Source organism: Candidatus Eremiobacteraceae bacterium (assembly GCA_035295225.1).
Taxonomy (GTDB): Bacteria; Vulcanimicrobiota; Vulcanimicrobiia; order Eremiobacterales; family Eremiobacteraceae; genus JABCYQ01.
Genome location: DATGJI010000059.1, coordinates 14,462 through 31,807 on the forward strand (window position 1 = coordinate 14,462; position 17,346 = coordinate 31,807).

At 63.7% G+C, this 17,346-nt stretch carries 15 protein-coding genes; 7 read left to right on the top strand and 8 right to left on the bottom strand.

The features are described from left to right. Nucleotides 1-158 precede the first annotated feature (158 nt). Both VKT51_12465 and VKT51_12470 read right to left on the bottom strand, forming a co-directional pair. Complete coding sequence (locus tag VKT51_12465; GenBank protein ID HLJ84978.1) at nt 159-1,814, bottom strand: peptide ABC transporter substrate-binding protein; 1,656 nt, start codon at nt 1,812-1,814, stop codon at nt 159-161. A gap of 48 nt (nt 1,815-1,862) precedes the next feature. Beyond that, on the bottom strand, nt 1,863-2,237 hold the full coding sequence (locus VKT51_12470) for a cupredoxin domain-containing protein (protein ID HLJ84979.1): 375 nt from the start codon (nt 2,235-2,237) through the stop codon (nt 1,863-1,865). A 74-nt stretch (nt 2,238-2,311) separates the two neighbouring features. On the opposite strand from VKT51_12470, the gene VKT51_12475 reads away from it, so the two are divergent. Continuing rightward, nucleotides 2,312-4,063 (top strand): N-acetylmuramoyl-L-alanine amidase, encoded by a 1,752-nt coding sequence (locus tag VKT51_12475; GenBank protein HLJ84980.1) that lies wholly within the window; start codon nt 2,312-2,314, stop codon nt 4,061-4,063. Nucleotides 4,064-4,086: 23 nt separating this feature from the next. On the opposite strand, the gene VKT51_12480 is transcribed toward VKT51_12475, so the two are convergent. Further along, entirely contained in the window at nt 4,087-5,511 is a 1,425-nt protein-coding gene (locus VKT51_12480) for a TolC family protein (protein ID HLJ84981.1), read from the bottom strand. A gap of 131 nt (nt 5,512-5,642) precedes the next feature. Next, nucleotides 5,643-6,950 (bottom strand): efflux RND transporter periplasmic adaptor subunit, encoded by a 1,308-nt coding sequence (locus VKT51_12485; GenBank protein ID HLJ84982.1) that lies wholly within the window; start codon nt 6,948-6,950, stop codon nt 5,643-5,645. A gap of 139 nt (nt 6,951-7,089) precedes the next feature. On the opposite strand from VKT51_12485, the gene VKT51_12490 reads away from it, so the two are divergent. Continuing rightward, complete coding sequence (locus VKT51_12490; GenBank protein HLJ84983.1) at nt 7,090-7,617, top strand: TlpA disulfide reductase family protein; 528 nt, start codon at nt 7,090-7,092, stop codon at nt 7,615-7,617. A gap of 159 nt (nt 7,618-7,776) precedes the next feature. On the opposite strand, the gene thyX is transcribed toward VKT51_12490, so the two are convergent. Further along, on the bottom strand, nt 7,777-8,538 hold the full coding sequence (thyX, locus tag VKT51_12495) for an FAD-dependent thymidylate synthase (GenBank protein ID HLJ84984.1): 762 nt from the start codon (nt 8,536-8,538) through the stop codon (nt 7,777-7,779). A gap of 401 nt (nt 8,539-8,939) precedes the next feature. On the opposite strand from thyX, the gene VKT51_12500 reads away from it, so the two are divergent. Further along, the gene (locus VKT51_12500) at nt 8,940-10,247 is read left to right on the top strand and encodes a copper amine oxidase N-terminal domain-containing protein (protein HLJ84985.1); all 1,308 of its coding nucleotides are present in this window, start codon (nt 8,940-8,942) and stop codon (nt 10,245-10,247) included. Between the two features lie 91 nt (nt 10,248-10,338). Here VKT51_12500 and VKT51_12505 read toward each other — a convergent pair whose 3' ends face one another. Together VKT51_12505 and VKT51_12510 are read right to left on the bottom strand one after the other, a co-directional pair. Next, on the bottom strand, nt 10,339-10,950 hold the full coding sequence (locus tag VKT51_12505; protein ID HLJ84986.1) for a hypothetical protein: 612 nt from the start codon (nt 10,948-10,950) through the stop codon (nt 10,339-10,341). A gap of 43 nt (nt 10,951-10,993) precedes the next feature. After that, a complete protein-coding gene (locus tag VKT51_12510) occupies nt 10,994-11,647 on the bottom strand; it encodes a hypothetical protein (GenBank protein HLJ84987.1) in 654 nt (217 codons plus the stop codon). A gap of 87 nt (nt 11,648-11,734) precedes the next feature. On the opposite strand from VKT51_12510, the gene VKT51_12515 reads away from it, so the two are divergent. The 4 genes from VKT51_12515 to VKT51_12530 are packed head-to-tail and all read left to right on the top strand — an operon-like array spanning nt 11,735 to nt 16,095. Next, nucleotides 11,735-13,135, top strand: coding sequence for a nitrilase-related carbon-nitrogen hydrolase (locus VKT51_12515; protein ID HLJ84988.1), 1,401 nt, complete (start codon nt 11,735-11,737; stop codon nt 13,133-13,135). 33 nt (nt 13,136-13,168) lie between these two features. Beyond that, nucleotides 13,169-13,747 (top strand): DUF4337 family protein, encoded by a 579-nt coding sequence (locus VKT51_12520; protein ID HLJ84989.1) that lies wholly within the window; start codon nt 13,169-13,171, stop codon nt 13,745-13,747. Beyond that, on the top strand, nt 13,744-15,036 hold the full coding sequence (locus VKT51_12525; protein HLJ84990.1) for a beta-propeller fold lactonase family protein: 1,293 nt from the start codon (nt 13,744-13,746) through the stop codon (nt 15,034-15,036). Before VKT51_12520 ends, VKT51_12525 begins: the two co-directional genes overlap by 4 nt. Nucleotides 15,037-15,051: 15 nt before the next feature. Beyond that, the gene (locus VKT51_12530; GenBank protein ID HLJ84991.1) at nt 15,052-16,095 is read left to right on the top strand and encodes a zinc-binding dehydrogenase; all 1,044 of its coding nucleotides are present in this window, start codon (nt 15,052-15,054) and stop codon (nt 16,093-16,095) included. Nucleotides 16,096-16,205: 110 nt separating this feature from the next. Here the strand turns inward: VKT51_12530 and VKT51_12535 are convergent, their stop codons facing one another. Further along, a complete protein-coding gene (locus VKT51_12535) occupies nt 16,206-17,126 on the bottom strand; it encodes a hypothetical protein (GenBank protein HLJ84992.1) in 921 nt (306 codons plus the stop codon). Nucleotides 17,127-17,346 lie beyond the last annotated feature (220 nt).

The following is a 17,346-nucleotide window of genomic DNA, read 5'->3' on the forward strand; positions in this document are numbered from 1 at the left end:
CTGTCGAACGGGATAGGAGGGAGTCGCTCACACTTCCTCCGCCGGGGGTTGCGGCGCTCTCCTGCCCTTCCCAGCCGCGAACTCCGAAAGCGGCTCTCCAATCGAGCCGGCCGCGGCCGGCCGTCGCAAGACGGCCGGCCGGATATTTTGTCGCTGCGCTAGTCCATTGTCCATTCCCAAGAATTCCAATAGGCCGATGTCGCCGGCGATGCTTTGAAGCCCTTGAATCGATTGGTGAACACGTCGGCTCGGCGCTCTACATAGAGGATGATCGTGGGAACCTGCGTCGCGAGTTCGGTCTGGATGATCGCGTAGTCGGCTTTACGGCGTGCCACGTCAAAAGTGCTGAGGGCGTCGTTCTCGGCTGCTTGGACCTTCGGGTCGCACCAGTGCAAGCTGTTCTGGCCGGCCGGCGGGAACTGATCGCAGCCGTATAAGGACGAGTCGTCCGGATCGACGCCGTTCACCCAGCCGTAGTATGCCATCTCATACTTGTACGAGTTGAGGATGCCGCCGTTCTGCTGCGAGTTGAAGAAGAGCGGCGCCGGATACGTCTTCTGCGTCATCTCGATGCCGACGCCACGCAACTCTTGCTGGATGATGTTGCCTACCGCAGCGCCGATGACATTGCCGGAGATGTATGCGTATTGGATCGTGAACCGCTGTCCGTTCTTGGTCAGGATGCCGTCGGGCCCGGGCTGCCAGCCGGCCTGCGCCAATAGTTTGCGCGCCATCGGCGGATTGAAGCCGATGTGCGGAATGCTCCTATCGTACGCCCAGTTGAAATACTGCTGGTCGCTGTCGGATGGGACGAAGACGTCGTGGGTCGCATCGTGGGCGATCCGTTGCCGATCCATCGCGTATTCTATCGCCTGCCGCACGCGCACGTCGGACCACGGCGTGTTGGGATCCTTCAAGTTGAAATCGAGGTGGCCGAAGACATTCTGCGGCGAGAGCACGACGTTGATTCCCGGGATGTTCGAATACGCCGGATAAAGCGACGGGTCGGCGCGGAACCACGCGTCGGTCTCGCCTGTCTTCAATTGGGTCACGATCGTGTTATTGTCGCCCACGATCTTCAGCACGATCGACTTCAATTTGGGCGGCCCGCGCCAATAGAGCGGGTTGGCCACCATCGTCACGTGATCGCCATGCACCCATTCGGTCACGCGGAACGGCCCGGATCCGATCGGCAGCACATTGTACGGGATGTGATTGACGTTGGGGTATGAAGCGAGCAGATGCGCGGGCATGAGCGGGTACCCGCCTTGGATGCACATGAAATACGCCACGATCGGCGCGAAGAATTTTTTCATATGCACGACGACCGTGTAGTCATCCGCTGCAACGACGCTGCCCACGTGATCGTAACCCGTGCGTACCTGGACGTTGTTCTGCGGATTCATGATCGCCTGGTACGTGAAGACGACATCCCGCGCCGTCAGCGGCGCGCCGTCCTGCCATTTCAGACCCTTGCGAAGGTGATACGTCAGCGTCATGCCGTCGCGCGAGACTCCGCCGTTCTCCAGCGTTGGAACCTCGAGCGCGACCTCGGGCACGTATTGCTGATGATCGTCGATGTTGAAGAAGAATTGATAGACGAAGTACGAGAGGTCGATCGTCGTCGCTTGCGTCGAGACGAGCGGATTCAAGGAGTCCGGCTCGGCGATCTCCGCGTAGTGCAGAACGCCCGGCTGCCCGCCGCTGCGGCCGCTTGCGCCCGATGTGCTCTGCGAGACATTCGAACACGCGGTCACGACGGTCGCGAGCACGGCGGCTAGCACCGTGACGACCAGCATTCGTGGATTCGTCATCGTGGGTACTCCTTGCGGGCGTTGTTCGGCTTGCGTCGACGTGCAGCCTTACGGGCTGGTCGGCGCGCCGGGCAGGACGGTGATCGTCGCGATCATCGTCGGTTGGAGCGAACTGTGATATTGGAAGGTGCCCGGAATCGAGGCGACCCACGTCCATCGCCCGCCGTTCGGCGCGATGATGCCGGAGTCGAACGCACCGGCTACGGTCGCGCTGTGCGGCTGGGTATCCTGGTTCACGAAGATGACGTGTGTTCCGAGCGCGACAGTGACGTTGGCGGGATTGTATGCCCCGCCGCCTGCGCCGGTCATATTGATAGTGACCTGGCCGGTGTTCACCTTCTGCTGACACGCCGCGCAGGCGAGCAGCGCCAGCGCGAGAAGCGTGACGCGAATCGCCGCGCGCCCGCGCGATGGTTCATTCATGTGATTCGCGCTTCTGTCGGGCGCGAAGCAAACCCTACCGCAGCTCGTGCGGCGCAATCGAGAGGTCGCCTATTGTGAACGCTCTGCTCGCGCTTCTTGCGGCTGCGCTCACGATCGTCTATCCTGGACCGGGCGCGCAACTGCCGGCGGTCTCGCGCTCGTTTGTGTTCGGCGCTTCGCCTCCCGGATCTCATGTCGTCGTCAACGGCACTGCCGCGCATAGCGCCTCCGACGGCGGATGGATCGCGTACGTGCCGCTCGTGCCCGGAGACTTCACGCTCAACGTCAGCGCTGAAGGCGATCGCATGTGGTATCTGCAGCGGCGCATCCACGTGGCCGCGCCGCTGCGCACCGATCCGCCGGCGCCCGCGCGATTTGACGGCGCGCTTTCACCGCAGCCGTACGCGAATCTCGTCGTGCGAGTCGGCGATGTCGTGCGATTGCAAGTAAAAGGAAGCACCGGCGCAAGCGCTTCCGCGACTGTGGGCGACGAAGGTCCGGTTCAGCTGACCGAAACCGAGTTGAACGGCGCTCGCGGGGTGTATGAAGGCCAGCTTCGAGTCCGGCCGAGCACACGCTCCCAGCCGCTGCCGGTCACGTATACGCTTAGATCCGCAAACGGCGCCGCGATCTCGGCACGCGCTCGCGGCCGTGTGACCGTCGATGCTTCCGCGCAGCCGGCGGTGGGTTCTGTCGCGCTCACGCGAACGGCGGACGGGCAGCGCCCGTACGGCGTGGTGATGCGGTCGCCCGGCAACGATTGGTTCTTGTTCCCGCCGGCGGGCACGCCGTTTGCGATCGAAGGGAAAGACGGCAACTTCTTTCGGGTGGAGGCGGGAGGCGGTGTATCCGGTTACATCTATAAGGATAATCTGCGCATCGAACCTCCGGACACGCCTTCGCCGAGCGCGGCGCTCAACGGGATCGAGACCTCCGACTTTCCAACCGAATCGGTCGTCGAGGTGCACCTCTCATCGCGCGTGCCGTTCACCTTGGCTGAGTCGAGCGCCGCGACCGCCCTCAAGCTCGCACTGTTCTCCACAGACGCAGGAACGGGTGCGCTCACGATCTCCGGAGCGGCGGAAGGCATCTCTTCCATTACCAGGATGGCGGCGCCGGCCGGCGCGTTGGGTCTGCGCATCGCGCTGCGGCAACACTCGATCTGGGGATACCACGTCAGCTGGGCCGGCAACGATCTGGAGATTTCGATCAAGAAGCCGCCGCACATGGACGCTGCTCCCCGGCCGGCGTTGCGCGGACTTCTCGTCGTCGTGGACCCCGGACACTCGCCGGATGCGGGCGCGGTCGGACCGCTCGGCACGCAAGAGCGAGTGGTGAATCTCGAAATCGCGCGCCGCCTTGCATACCATCTCGGTTTGTTCGGCGCGCGCACCCTGTTGACGCGCACCGATGAGAGCGGCCCTGGACTCTACGACCGAACGCTGACCGCGACGGCCGCGAACGCCGACGTGTTGATCAGCGTGCACAACAACGCTTGGCCGGACGGCACGGATCCGGCGACGCAGCTCGGCTACTCGGTGTACTATTACCACGCGGAGAGCCTCGATCTCGCACGAGCGATCCACGCTGCGTACGCGCGCGAAACGCAGCTGCCCGACGCCGGGCTCTTTCGCGAAGATTTCGCGCTGGTGCGGCCCACCGAGCAGCCCTCGGTGCTCACCGAATCGGCATTCATAACGTGGCCGGATGAAGAACAGCTCTTGTTGTCGCCGCCGTTCATCGATCGCCTCGGCGCCACGCTCGCCGACGGCCTCGAGCGTTGGGCAGAAGCTCGCCGCGCGCTTGAGACACCGCGACAGCCGTAGTAGGGCAAGCATCGCTTGCCCAATTACGGTTTGCTGATCGTGCCCTCGGCCAGCTGCAGCGCCGCTTGCGCCACCTTGAAATTGTAGAGCGCTGTGATCTGATCGCTCTCCGCCGTCGTCAATCCGACTTGCGCGTTCAGGAGGAGAGGAAGCGTGGTGACGCCCGATTTGTACTGGGCGTTCGTCACGTCGAGTACCGTGCGCGCGTTCGCAAGCTCTGCATTGGCCGCAGTCACGCTTTCGCTCGCGGTCTCAAGGTTCAAGATCGCTTGTTGAACGCTCAGTCCGACGCCGAGAACCGCAGTCTTGAGATTGGCGTGCGCGATGTCGGCTTGCGCTCGAGCACTGACCGTTTGGGCGTGGATCGCACCGCCGTCGAAGAGCGGGAACGTCAGTCCAAGCCCGTAGGAATAGCTATTTCCATTTCGCCCAAATCCCGGCGCTGTACCCGACACGCCGTCGGACGCCGTGGCGGAGAGCTGCGGAAAGCGCGCCAGCGCCGCGGCGTTGACCGCTGCATCGGCGGATTTTGCCGACGCCTCGGCCGCAAGGAGATCGGGGCGCGTGACCGACGCGACTGCCATCGCTTGATCGGTGCTCAAGATCGGTCCGCCGGCCGTGGACGTGTCATCGATCAAGTTGACGGTTGGGGTCGCAGGCAGACCCATGGTGTTGAGCAGCGTCGTGAGCGCGAGTTGTTCGCCGTTGCGCTGTTGAGCGACTTTGAGTCGCGCCTGTGCGACCGGGAACAGCGCGGTCAAAACGTCCGCCTTCGAGGCTATGCCCGCTTTGAATTGCGCGTTGACGAGATTGTATTGCACCGAGGCGAGGTTGAGCTGGTCGTTGGCCGCGATCAAGGCGTGTCGTGCTTGCAGCGCGGCGTAATAGTCTTGCGCGATCGTGAAGAACAGCGATTGGACGGTGCGGGCAAGCGTATAGCGCGCAGCGTCTTCATTCAGCGTGGCCGAAACTATTTGCGACCGCAGCCTGCCGCCGTCGAAGATGAGTTGACGGACGTTCGCATTCGCGCTATTCGATGTCAGTTGCCCGACGCTCGGCGCCGGAGTCGCGCCTGTGCCCTGCGATAGACCGCTCGATGCTTTCGTGCGCGTGGAATCAGCTGAGACGCTGATGTTCGGATAACCGCCGCTATGCGCAAGACCGGTGGCGCCGCCCGCCGCATCGAGCTGCGCGCGAGCGATTGTGATCAGCGGCGACTGCGCGAGCGCGATGTTCTCCGCATCCGTCAAGCTGAGCGACTGCGGCGCGGAAGACGCTCCCGGATGCGGCGACATCGAGGAGAACGGCGGGGCGGGCGGAGCTGTACCGTATGTCATGGACGGTGTCGCTGCCGGCGAAGGCGAGGCACTTGGCGCCGGTGCCGCATTGGCGGCGGTGGCGACGATCATCGCGAGCGCGCAGGCATACAAGGGGAGTGCGATCTTCATACGGTTTCCTTATGACGGCTGACTGACGGTCTGTGGCGGCGAAGCCCAAGGTTGGCGGCGCGACAGCCCTGAGTCCTCCGCGGCGCGCACGCGTTCGCTTCGGCTCAATCGTACTATCTTCTACTTAGATGCTACTGAGACGGCGGCGATGAGATCGCGACGCCGTTCGAGACGACGATCTGCACGGGCGAACCGTCTTGCAGCGAATCAGGGCGCTGGGTGATGACGCGCGTGCCGGCGGAGATGCCTCGACCGCTGACTTCGGCCCGGTCCTGCGTCTGCAGTCCGACGACCACCGGCAGCGCCTTGGCCTTGCCGTGATCGACGATATATACGGCCGAACCGTCTTGCGTGGAGATGACGGCCGTGCGCGGCACGATGAGCGCATGCTCGTGGCGCGCGGCCACAAACGCGACCGTCGCCACCATGCCGGCTTTGAGTTCGATCGTCGGATTCGGAATCGCTATGCGTGCGAGATAGGATAACGTGCCGGCGTTCGTCGCCGCGTTGAGATTGTCGACCTTGCCGGTCCACGTGCGCCCCGGCATCGTCTCCACGGTGACGCTGGCTGACGTTCCCGCGCTGACCGAGGCGAGATCGGAATCTGGAATTCCGACGGCGACAAAGGCGGGATCAAGCTGCGAGACCTGCACGAGGGGCGTGCCAGGCGACGCGAGCGATCCAGGGTCGACGCTGCGCTGCGTCACAACGCCGTCGAAGGGCGCCGTGACGGCCGCTTGCCCGATCTGGGTTTCCGCGAACTGGACCGCTGCGGCATCCTGCGCGGCCGTCGCTCGCGCCGTCTCGATGTCCGATTGGGCGGAGCTTCCGCTGCCGGCGGACATGTTGGCGTTCTGAGCGGCGACCTGCGCACTGCGAAGTGTCGACTCTGCAGCTGCTTCCTGGCTCAAGGCTTGGTCGAGCGCCGTCTGCGAGACGTACCCTTGCTTGAAAAGCGATTGCGTGCGCGCGAGGTTCGAAGCTGCCGCGCTCTCCGCGACCTTTGCCGATTCGAGACCTGCTTGCGTGGTGGAGGCACTGCCGACGTCGTTTGAAACGGACGAATGCATGCGCGCCCGCGCGGCATCGTATGCCGCTTGATTCTGCGCCAGCGTTGCGCGAAGCGTTGAGTCGTCGATCTGGACCAAGAGCTGGCCTTTGCGAACGCGATCCCCGATCTGCGCGTTCACAGCGAGCACTTGACCGGAGATGACGGACGATAGATTCGCCTGTTGCCCCGGTATGATCGTGCCCGTGAGCGTGAACGTCGAAGCGATGGGACCCCGGACGACAGGCGCGACGGAAACGGGGACCGGCGGCGGCCCTTGATCAGCGGATGCTTTGCCGGATTTCGCGCCGCAGGCGGCGAGCGAAAGTATGGAAACAACGGCGATGCAGGCGCATGCGATGTTCCGGACTGGCGATAGATGTGCGGTCATGAACCTTATTACTCGCGTTTCTCGCGGTTTGTTTCGCCTAGGTTCGAGGGGTGATTTTGCGCATTCGGCTTCGGCCTCAAGTAGTCTTGCGCGCGCGCGTTGAACCGGGCGCTTGATGGAGAGACGCGAATCCTCGCCGATGATCGGTTGGATAGTCGTCGCCGTGCTATTCACCATCGCCGGCCTTCTGTTTTGGCGGTCGATCAGCATCGTCACCTCGGTACCCGCTTCGGCTACCTCGTCGGGACTAGCGCATGTGGGTAAACTCGCGCCCAGCATTCCCCTCGTGACTCTCTCGGGAACCCCTATCGCGCTTCGCGCGTACAGCGGCAAACCGCTCTGGGTGAATTTCTTCGCGACGTGGTGCCCGCCGTGCAAAGATGAACTGCCGCAGATCGAGCGACGATATGAGCGTTTGCATTCCTCGGGTTTGCTCGTTCTCGGAATCGATCAGCAAGAAGAGGCAAAGGTCGTCAAGCCGTTCACCGCGCGTTTTGGACTTCGGTACCCGATTTTGATCGATAACGGCAAGGGGCCGAACGTCTATTTTCTTCAGGCGCTGCCGACATCCGTATTCATCGATCGTCAGGGAATAGTGCGCTTTATCCAAATCGGCGAGATGACTCCGCCGATGATGGACAAAGCGCTCGCCACGATCTTGCAATAAAGAGCCTCCCGCGCGGTCACGCCCCGCGAGGACGCTTCTTCGCTCGCATCCGGCTCGCTCAGTCGCTCGGTTCACTTCGTCGCTCTCGCGCTCCGCCGCGTCCCCGGCGCAGACACCGCCGCACGAAGAGAATGAAGCGCAGATAGGCCGACTCGTGTGTTAGATAGATTTGCCGCGGGTGGCGAGCCATGTTTTCGCGGCTTCGGCTTTACGCAGATCGGAACGGATCACGGTGATATAGCGGGGACAATTCGGGCCCTCGGTCTCATTACAATATCCGCGAACGCACGTCGCGCCCGCATCTTTGAACAAGACCGGATCTTCGCGTTTGAGTATCCGCAACACTTGAAACGACATCTCGCGTATCTCCCACTGGGCCATGTTGCATGTGCGCAGCGAGAGAAATTCGTACCACGCGCGCGCATTGCCCGAGACGACGAGCTGACTCGCAGCCGCGTTGGGAAGCACGAAGCGTGCGTCTTCACCGGGAATGCCGGCCGCGATCATCGCTTCATACGTCGCGCCGATCTCCGCCATGAGCGCGTCGAATCGCGCCGAGAGCGCGGGCAACGATGCGATCCGTTTGGGCTTGACGTACGGGAACTCAGCGTTTTTGAACGCGAGATAACGCTGGCTCTGCTGGTCGAATTGCAGATGACGGTGGCGGACGAGTTGGTGCGTCGCGGCGCGCGATAACCCCGTGACACCGAAGATATAGATGTTGTGTTCGAGCGTTGAGTGATGGCCGGCAGCGCGCACACGGTCCACGGTTTTGACCATATCGTCGTGGCGATCTGCCCAGCGCTTGGTGATCGCCTCCGGAGAATTCGCGGAATAGCAAGTGCGGGCGGCGGTCGCCGTCATGGCCGTCGGATTCGGCGATTTCTCGAGCAGCGCGACGCGGACATCGATTTCGGGCATAGTGACGGGCGGTTGTCCTTCCGTACCCCAAAAGCCCCTATCGGCTACCCCACCCAGAAGGGTAAAGCAAGCCTCCTTCGAACAAGCCGGGGTTGGCGGACTGCGAACAGGTGGTCGTAACCTGGGACCGGGACGCCGGGCGGACCGGTCGTTGCATGCGGCGATCGCCCCGATGCAACGAAAGATTTCCCGCCTACGTTACCGGGACGTATGACTCTCCTTCAAGTGTTTTGTCTTCGAGCGCCGCTTTTCATGCGTTTACGTGCGGTTGCGCGAGGGAACAGCGAAGGAGAACGCCTGCCGAGTAGTCGCGGATTTTCCGGGTCGACCGACGCTCACGTTAGGCGAAAGATAACACGCAGAACTACGACCATGAAACAGTCCTTTAGGAGGGCATAGATTTGAAAAAATTCCACATCGCGGCCTTGTTAGCGATGCTATTCGTCGCACTAGGTATCGCGCCCAGCTTCGCTGCGTCCGGAACGGGAACAACGGCAACGTCCGGAACACAGGTCGCTGACGCAGCGATGGATTTCGGCAATCCGCCATCCGGCGAAGTGCCGATCCTGTTCAACGACCACCACGTCTACGCGAATCCCGACACTCTGCGCCAGGGTCGCGTGCTCGCCGCGCTGGTCAAGAACGGCGCGATCCTCGTTCCGCTGGCAAGCATGTTCCAGCAAATGGGCGGAACGTCGACGTATGATCCGGCCACGCATTCGGTCACCGCGAAAAAGGATGGCGCCGAAGTCCAAGTGACGCTCGGCAAGAACGAGGTCATCATCAACGGCGAATCACGGCCGCTCGATGTGCCGCCGATGATGTGGAAGGGCAATCTACTTGTGCCCGTCCGCGTGATCTCAGAAGCGCTCGGCGCGTACGTCGAGTGGGTGCCGTCGCAGCACGTCTGCGTCGTGCGCTACATCCCGCCGACACCGATCCCAACACCGGAGCCCACGCCGAGCGCGACCGTGCCTCCGACACCTGCGCCCACCCCGATGCCCACCGTACGACCGGTGATCGGCTACGCTCAGGGTGGCGTCACGAGCGGTCAAGTGGCGAACGAATACGCCGCGAACGTTCGCGACAGCACGGGTCCGTCGAATCCGGCGGGCGGTCTTAACGGCTCGTACGTCGCTTCGGGCGTCTACCTCTTCGACCCGTTCGCGGTCAAGGTGGACTGGCGTCAGGATTCCTATACGACCACCAACAACGCCGTATTCAACGGCGGACCGGGTACGCAGTTCAACACCGTGGACGGTGGATCGGCGACCGTGGCCCAGTTCCACGCGCGTCAGTCCACGATTGACGGGCGGCTTGAATACCGCGTCACCAACCCGAACATCTACGTCGGCGTCGGTTACCTCCAGGCGGCCAATAACTACGGCATTCCGGCACTGCACGCGATCGGTGTCGGCCTGGAGAAGTTGCCGAACATGAATGCGACGTGGGACGTCTACGGGTCGATCTTCTACTACCCGAACGCGAACGGCACGCTTACCGAGCTCACCGCGGGTTCGGCCACAGCGTCGCAGTTCAAGATAGAATACGACATCTACAAGTACGACGCCGGTATCGACGTCAACCTCGGATCGTCGCCGTTCTATCTCTTCGGTGGATTTAGCGGAGATAAATACAACGCGAAGCAATTCGCGCCGATCAACCAGACGCACGCAGGTCCGTACCTGGGCTTGGGCTTCCACGTCTGATCTGATCGAATCGACACCAGACGATAAAGGGGGCGCCTCGATGAGGCGCTCCCTTTATGTTGCAGGTGATGGGCGAGCGCTGCTCGCCCTGCTACGGGTTAGACGGGGTTGACGGGGTTGACGGGATCGACGGCACGCGCAGCCCGAGCACGTCGACATCGAACGGTGAATAAATCCGAAACGGCGGAGCAGCCCCCGCCGGGTCGACGTCGAGGACAGGTGTATGGGCTTGGAGCAGGGGTGCGTACCAGTGCTCGCTGCGGGTTCCGTTGAATTTGTCCACGAGATAGACGGCGAAGTCGATCGAAAGAGCGGCAGCTTCGGGCGTCTGCTTTCGTTCCAGAAACTTCACGAATGACGTGGTCGTCCTGGGCACCCAAACATCCCGCGGGTAGCGATTCGTCCAATCGGCGAGAGCGCCCGCAACCGCGTTGATCCGCGTTTCTTGCAGCTGCACCGCAAGGGGTGAGTCGCCCTCGATCGTCATGTCGTGGATGATGTTGCGCATGCCGAGATTGCTCAGTTTGAACCGGCCGAAGTATTCGTCGGCGGGCGCCGGCGCAGGGGTGAAGGGCCGAGCGATCGCTGTGAACAGATGCCACGTATGATCGTCGTACGGCGCGGCGCTTTCGGCAGCTGCTGCCGGACCTGCGATAGCAGATGCGATGAGCACGGTAAAGGCGGCGATGCGATGGAAATGCATGCCGCCTTGTTTTTGCTGGCGCCGCGCGCAGCCTGCTTTTGGACTACGGGTGCGGCGTTGCGGCCGTTTGAGGCTTGGCTGCCGTAGCTCCGACCGTCGCGCTCGTTGCTGTTCCGGTCGTCGCCGTTGTCGTCGCAGCCGTTGCGCCTGCTGACGCGGCGGCGCCGGTCGCGACGGCGGCTTGCGCCGGCTGAGCGGCCGCGATCGCGGGCTGGAACATCGCCGCAGCCTCGGTGCGCGCCTTTGCCGCGTACGGCGACGTCTTGAATTGGGCGAAGAGCAGCGCGCGGCAGCGCTCTGCTTCGCGGTTGCCGTCGGGTGTGTTCATCGCCCAGAACTCGTGCGACATATAGTAGGCTTTGCCCGGAAGCCACGTGTCGTGCGGATATTTCTTCGACCAATCTTCAAGCGCGTCTTCGGCCAGCGATAATTTATCGTAATACGCCGCCGCGTGAACGGGATCGAATCCCTCGCGCAGTTTCGTGTCGTGAATCGTATTGCTGATGCCAAGGATACTGAGCTTCATGCGACCGAAATACTCGTCCGCCGGTGCGACCACCGGTTTGGCGGCTGCAGGCTTTGCGGTCACCTGTTTTGCTGGTGACGGCGCAGGTTTGGATGCAGTCGTTCCGGCGACTGCGGCTTGCGTCAACGTAGCGGCGGTGATGACGCCGATCAAGGCGGATTTCACGATCACGGATGGCCTCCCGGAAAGCATAAGACGGTAGCGTTCGGACGGCCCCAGGCTCTCGTTGCTACCGATTCGATTATAGAAAAGCGCTGGATGGCCAAGCGAGTGTCGCGCGTCACGGTCCGGATCGCATGTGCTCAGCTCGTCGCAAGACCGACCGCTCACGCGCGAGCCGCGCTGACGGACATCCTCGCCGCCGTCGCGGCGGCTGGTGCTGAATCGGCCGACTTTCTCGTGCTTCCCGAGTGCGCATATCCCGGCTATGTACTGCTAGCCGTCGATCCGTATCGCAAGTACCGCATTCCATCCGCTGCGCAGGCGCTCGCAGCCGTCGGCGATGCGGCGCGGCGCGCTTCGGTGAACGTCATCGTCGGAATTGCGCGCACCGGCCCGGCCGGAGCGTTGCGCAACGAAGCAGTGCTCATCGACAGGAGCGGAGCGATCTCCGGCGTCTACGCCAAATCACACCTGTGGAATTTCGATCGACGCTGGTTCGAACGCGGCGACGAACTTCCGGTGTTCGAGACCGACTGCGGCCGCATCGGTCTCATGATCTGCGCGGACGGGCGCGTCCCCGAGATAGCGCGCACGCTCGCCAAGCGCGGTGCGTGGCTGATAGCCGACCCGACGGCGTGGGTCGGCGTCGGGCCGTCGTACGCTGACATCCACAACCCTCAAGTCGAGTTCGCGCTCCGCACACGCGCTTTGGAGAACGGCGTCGCGATCGCCGCCGCAGACAAGTGCGGTTCTGAGACGGGCGCCGTCCACTACGCCGGTCGAAGTATGATCCTCTCCGCCGATGGCCGCACGAAAGCGCAAGCGCCCGCTGACGGTGCTGCTTTTATCGTCGCCGATGTCGTCCGGCATGCGCCGCGGCCGCTGGTGACGAGCGTATCGCGATCGCAGGCGAAGATACTGCGCGCTCCGGCGCGGCGCAACACCGCGGCCGGCAACGCCGCCTTGCCGTCTCGATCGGTGACCATCGGCGTGTATCAGTCTCGCAAAGGCGGCAAAGGCTTCGGCGAGCGACGCGAGGCGTACGCATCTTTGCGGGCACAGGGCGCCGAGATCATCGTCGATACGACCGCGCGCGCCGGCGATATCGCAGCTGCGCTTCGCGGCGCGCGCGGGGTACGCTGCTCGATCATCGAAGGCCGCGACATGTTCGCTCCCGAACCTGCCCGCGCCGATGCGCTTGCCGGTGCCGACATCATCGCGTGGGTACGTCCGCCGCGGACAGACAGCATACGCGACTTCGCGCGGACGCGCGCCTTTGAGAACCGCGTCTTTGTTCTCGTCTGCGCCTCGGCCGGCGATAACGAGCCAGCGTGCGTCATCGCGCCTGACGGCGCGGTAGCCGCAGAGGCGCTCGCCCACGTGCCGAGCGGCTACACCTTCGAAATCCGCGTTGATCGGGCGCGCGACAAATCCGTGGTGGCCCGCACCGATGCGTTCGCGGACCGCACGCCCGCCGCGTACGAGCTGTTTCTGTGAACCGACGCCTGCTCGCATGAGGGCGGAGAACTGATGAGCGAACGCTATACGACCGGCGAAGCGATGGAACACGTCGAGCACGCCCGTGAAGCACTCGAGAAGACCGAGCACTTCTTGCTTAAGCACGTGCCGCTCGCAGCTGCCGCGCTTGCTGTGTTCGCAGGACTTTCGAGTCTCTTGGGCGCCAGGACCGGCGAGGCGATGCTCGCCACCCGCACCGAAGCGGTGCTATCGCAAGCGCGCGCGACCGACGATTGGAACGAATACGAAGCCGACAGCCTCAAGGCGCACCTGAACGAGACGGTCGGCGTGCTTGCCGCAACGCCAACCGGCAAGAGCGAGCTGGCGACCGCCGCGACGCTGTATCGATCGCGCCAGGGTCCGATTCGCGAGAGAGCGCTCGCAAGCGAGCGAAAGCGCGACGACGACATCGAGCAGTCGGCGCGGCTCGAGCGCCGCAAACAGCAATTCGACATTGCGGTCGCGCTCGCGGAGATCGCGATCGTGCTCACGTCGGTGGCTGCGATGACGAAGCAGCCCAGTCTTTTTGTGACGGCGGCATGCCTCGCGCTAGCGGGCGTCGTGTTCGACGTTCTCGGGTTCATCATTTGATACGCCCGTCAGCCGCATTGGCCGTTGTCGCCGTCCTGGCGACATCCGGCGCAGACTTCGATGCGACGCGCTCCGGCGGCCCCGCGGCGGCCCACGTCATCGTCACGCCGCGCGATGCCGCCGTCTTCGCGGGCGGGTCGCTTCGCATGCATGCCGTCGTCGTCGGTTCGACCACGGAGAATGAACCAATAACGTGGTGGCTGTTCGGATCCGGTCATATCGACGGAGATGGGACCTACCATGCACCCGCGGTCGGCGGTGACGTCAACTCGATCGTCGCGGCCGCAAAGAGCGGCGCCGGTTCTTCACGGATTGCGATCGTGGCGCCGCCGCCGGCGCGCGCGCCGGTCGCGATCGTGGCATGTTATGGCGATGGCGCAGTCGACGTTCGAGAATCTGGCGGCGCCGGTTCGTATGGCCGCGCCGCGATCGGCGGCGCGCTCGGCGGCATTGCGGTTTCACACGATGGCACGGTCGCGCTCGCCACAGACGACGAGCGCGTTGTTTCCGTGGATCTCAACACGATGACCGCTCGGCCTTCGAAGGCGGTGACCGGCGCGCGGTTCAGCGAGGCGGCCTCATTGCGCGATGGTCTCTTCGCCGTGACCGACGCAAACGCGGGCCCGCAGGATGCCGGGGTCTTCGTCTTCAGAGCGTCGGCTTCGACCGTGCCGGAGCTGGTCGCGTCCGCGCCGGCGGGTGAGACGCCCGAAGGGCTTGCGGCAGATCCGGACGGCCGGACCGTCTACGTCACGGCAGTCAATTCGAACTCGATCGTGCGTTTCACCGTCAGCGAGAACGGCGCGTTGCGCCGCACCGGTTCGGCGCAGACGGGCACGCGTCCGTTCGGCGTCTCGCTCGCCGCGCGCCGCGGACTTCTGCTCGTGGCAGACAACGACACGCCGACGCTCAGCGGACGTGCGTCGCGACCGGGCTTGGAGTTCTTCACGTTGCCTTCGATGCGCAGGATCGGATCGCCGGTCGCGACCGGATCGGCGAACGCTTTGCCTCTCGGCATCGCCGTGGACGAACAAGCGGATCGCGCGTTCGTCACCAACGAAGGGGACGACGACGTGGCGGTATACTCGCTTCGGACCTTTGCGCGGCTAGCCACGCTTCGCGTCGGTCGGACTCCGTGGCTGCCGGCCGTCGACCAGAGCCGTCATCTGCTCTACGTTCCCGACGCGCGCGACGACTCGGTCGACGCCTTCGACACGCGATCTCTTCACCTCAGCGCCATGCGCGCTGCGACATGCGCGTACCCGATCGCCATCGGCGTCGCGAGATAGGACGAGGCAAAGGCAATGCGCGCGGTTTTTGCGTCTCGACTCGGCGGCGATGCGCCGCTCGATAATCTCTCGATCGGTGAACGGCCGGAGCCGCAGCCCGGACCGGGCGAGGTCCGCGTGCGCGTGCATGCGGCCACGCTCAATCGACACGACTACTTCACGCTGCAGGGCGTCGTGGCATATCCGTTCGAGCCGCCGCGTATCCTCGGTTGCGACGCGGCGGGCATCGTCGATCGATACGGTCCGGATCGGCCGCCGGATTCGCCGGACCCGGGCACGCCTGTCGCGATCTATCCGGTGACATTTTGCGGTAGGTGCGCCGGATGCGGGTCCGGTGACCCGATGCTGTGCGCTCGATTCACCCTGCTCAGCGACGGCGATCGCGAAGGATCGTTCGGCGACTTCCTCGTCGTGCCGGCGAAGTGCGTTTTGCCCAAACCTGAAACGCTATCGTTCGCGCAAACCGCCGCGTTGGGAACGACCTTCCTAACGGCCTATCGGATGCTCTTCGTCAAAGCCGCGCTTATGCCGGGCCAAAGCGTTCTCGTCCAGGGCGCGGGCGGCGGACTCGCGACCGCCGCGATCTCCCTTGCTTGCGCGGCGGGCCTCACCGTGTACGTCTCATCGCGATCGGCTGAGCGACTCGAAGCGGCGCAACGGATCGGTGCGCGGCATGCGGTGCTCGCGGGTCGAGATGCGGCGAAGACCATTCTCAAACTCTCCGGCGGTGGTGTGGACGCCGTCATCGAGTCGGTCGGTGAAGCGACGTGGGCGACGAGCTTGCGCGCGCTGAGACAAGGCGGAACGATCGTCGTCTCCGGCGCCACTGCCGGCCCGAATCCGCCGGCTGATCTCGCGCGCGTGTTCTGGCGGCAATTGCAGATCAAAGGATCGAGCATGGGCACGATCCAGGAGTTCCGCGACTTACTGCATTTCGTCGCCACACGCGATATCAAACCGCTCATCGATCACGTCTATCCGGCAGAACATGCGCGCGACGCGTTCGTCCGGCTCGCCGCCGGCGATGTCTTCGGCAAGCTGGCCCTCTCTTTCGAATAGTCCAGGCTAAAGTTTGATGTCGATCGCACCGATAGAAAAAAAGTGGAGTCGGTCGGTCACTTTGCATCGCTCGCGAGCCGACGATCGACTCTACACTTGGAAGACCGGGGCTAAGGCTCCGGCCTTTTCTCTTTCTTGGGCAAGCTGAACGCATAGCCCACGAATCCTCCGATCGCGAGAGCTATGCCCAACGCGCAGATCCAGATCGGCGCTGCTCCCGCGGATATGACCGCCGGATAGGTTCCAAGCGAAAAACGCAGTCGTACTCCGGATGAGGTGATCTCTCGTCCGTCGACGGCGACGCCGTCGAACAACGCGGCGCCGTTCGCTTCGCGGATCTGAAGCACCAGAAACGGAACCGTGATGCCGCGCGCCGGAAGGCCGTCGAAATATTTCACACCGACGTCGCGGTGCAGCGGCGGCACGCTGAAGAAGTCGACCGGTCGCGTATCGGTATCGACCTGAGGAAAGGTAAGGTACGGCGAGAGAAAGGCGACGTTGTTCGGCTGCGTCGTGGTCACCGGACGCCCGTTTGTATCTGACGCCGTCACGCGCGCGATCGGCCACCGGACCGCAGTGAATACGAATGGTCCCGCGCGGACAACGTCTCCCTGCGAAAGCGTGAGCGTTTTGTCTCCGTCGCGAATCGTCGCCGCGGTCGGCCAGACGCGTACGCCGGCCGGTTCGCCGGCGTCCGGATACGAGACGCCGATTCTCGCGTAGTGTTCGGGCACATAGTCTTGGCCCGGCGCGGCCGGAACGCGAACCGGAGCGCCGCCCACGATGTCTGCGTAGACGAAGGCGGCAGCGAGAAGGGCGCCGCCTACGCCCGCTATTGCCGCGCATCGCTCGTGCATCGTCTGCGCCGAAGCGCTGCGCGCCGCGGACGAGAGCCCGAATGCTCCGGCAAGCGCCACTGCGAGGTCGACGGCCCAGCCGTGCCACGTAGCCAAGAAAGGGTGCAGCTGCGCCGCACAGACGAGGGCGGCGACAAGCATGCTGACGCCGATCACCGGCGCGCCGGCGCGCATAGTTCTCCGATCTACGAACGAGGGTTCGAGTGCGAGCGAGCGCCTTGTTCCCGGACTGCGCACCCGTAACATTTTCGGCGCCCTCGCGTCATATGGATGATCCGACGAGGATCGTTTCCGAGGAGGCTTCGCACCGGCACCATGTCTACTTGCGCTTTCTGCGGCGTCCAATCGACATTCGGTTCAAATCTCTTCGCCCATCGCATCACGCCGCGGCGTA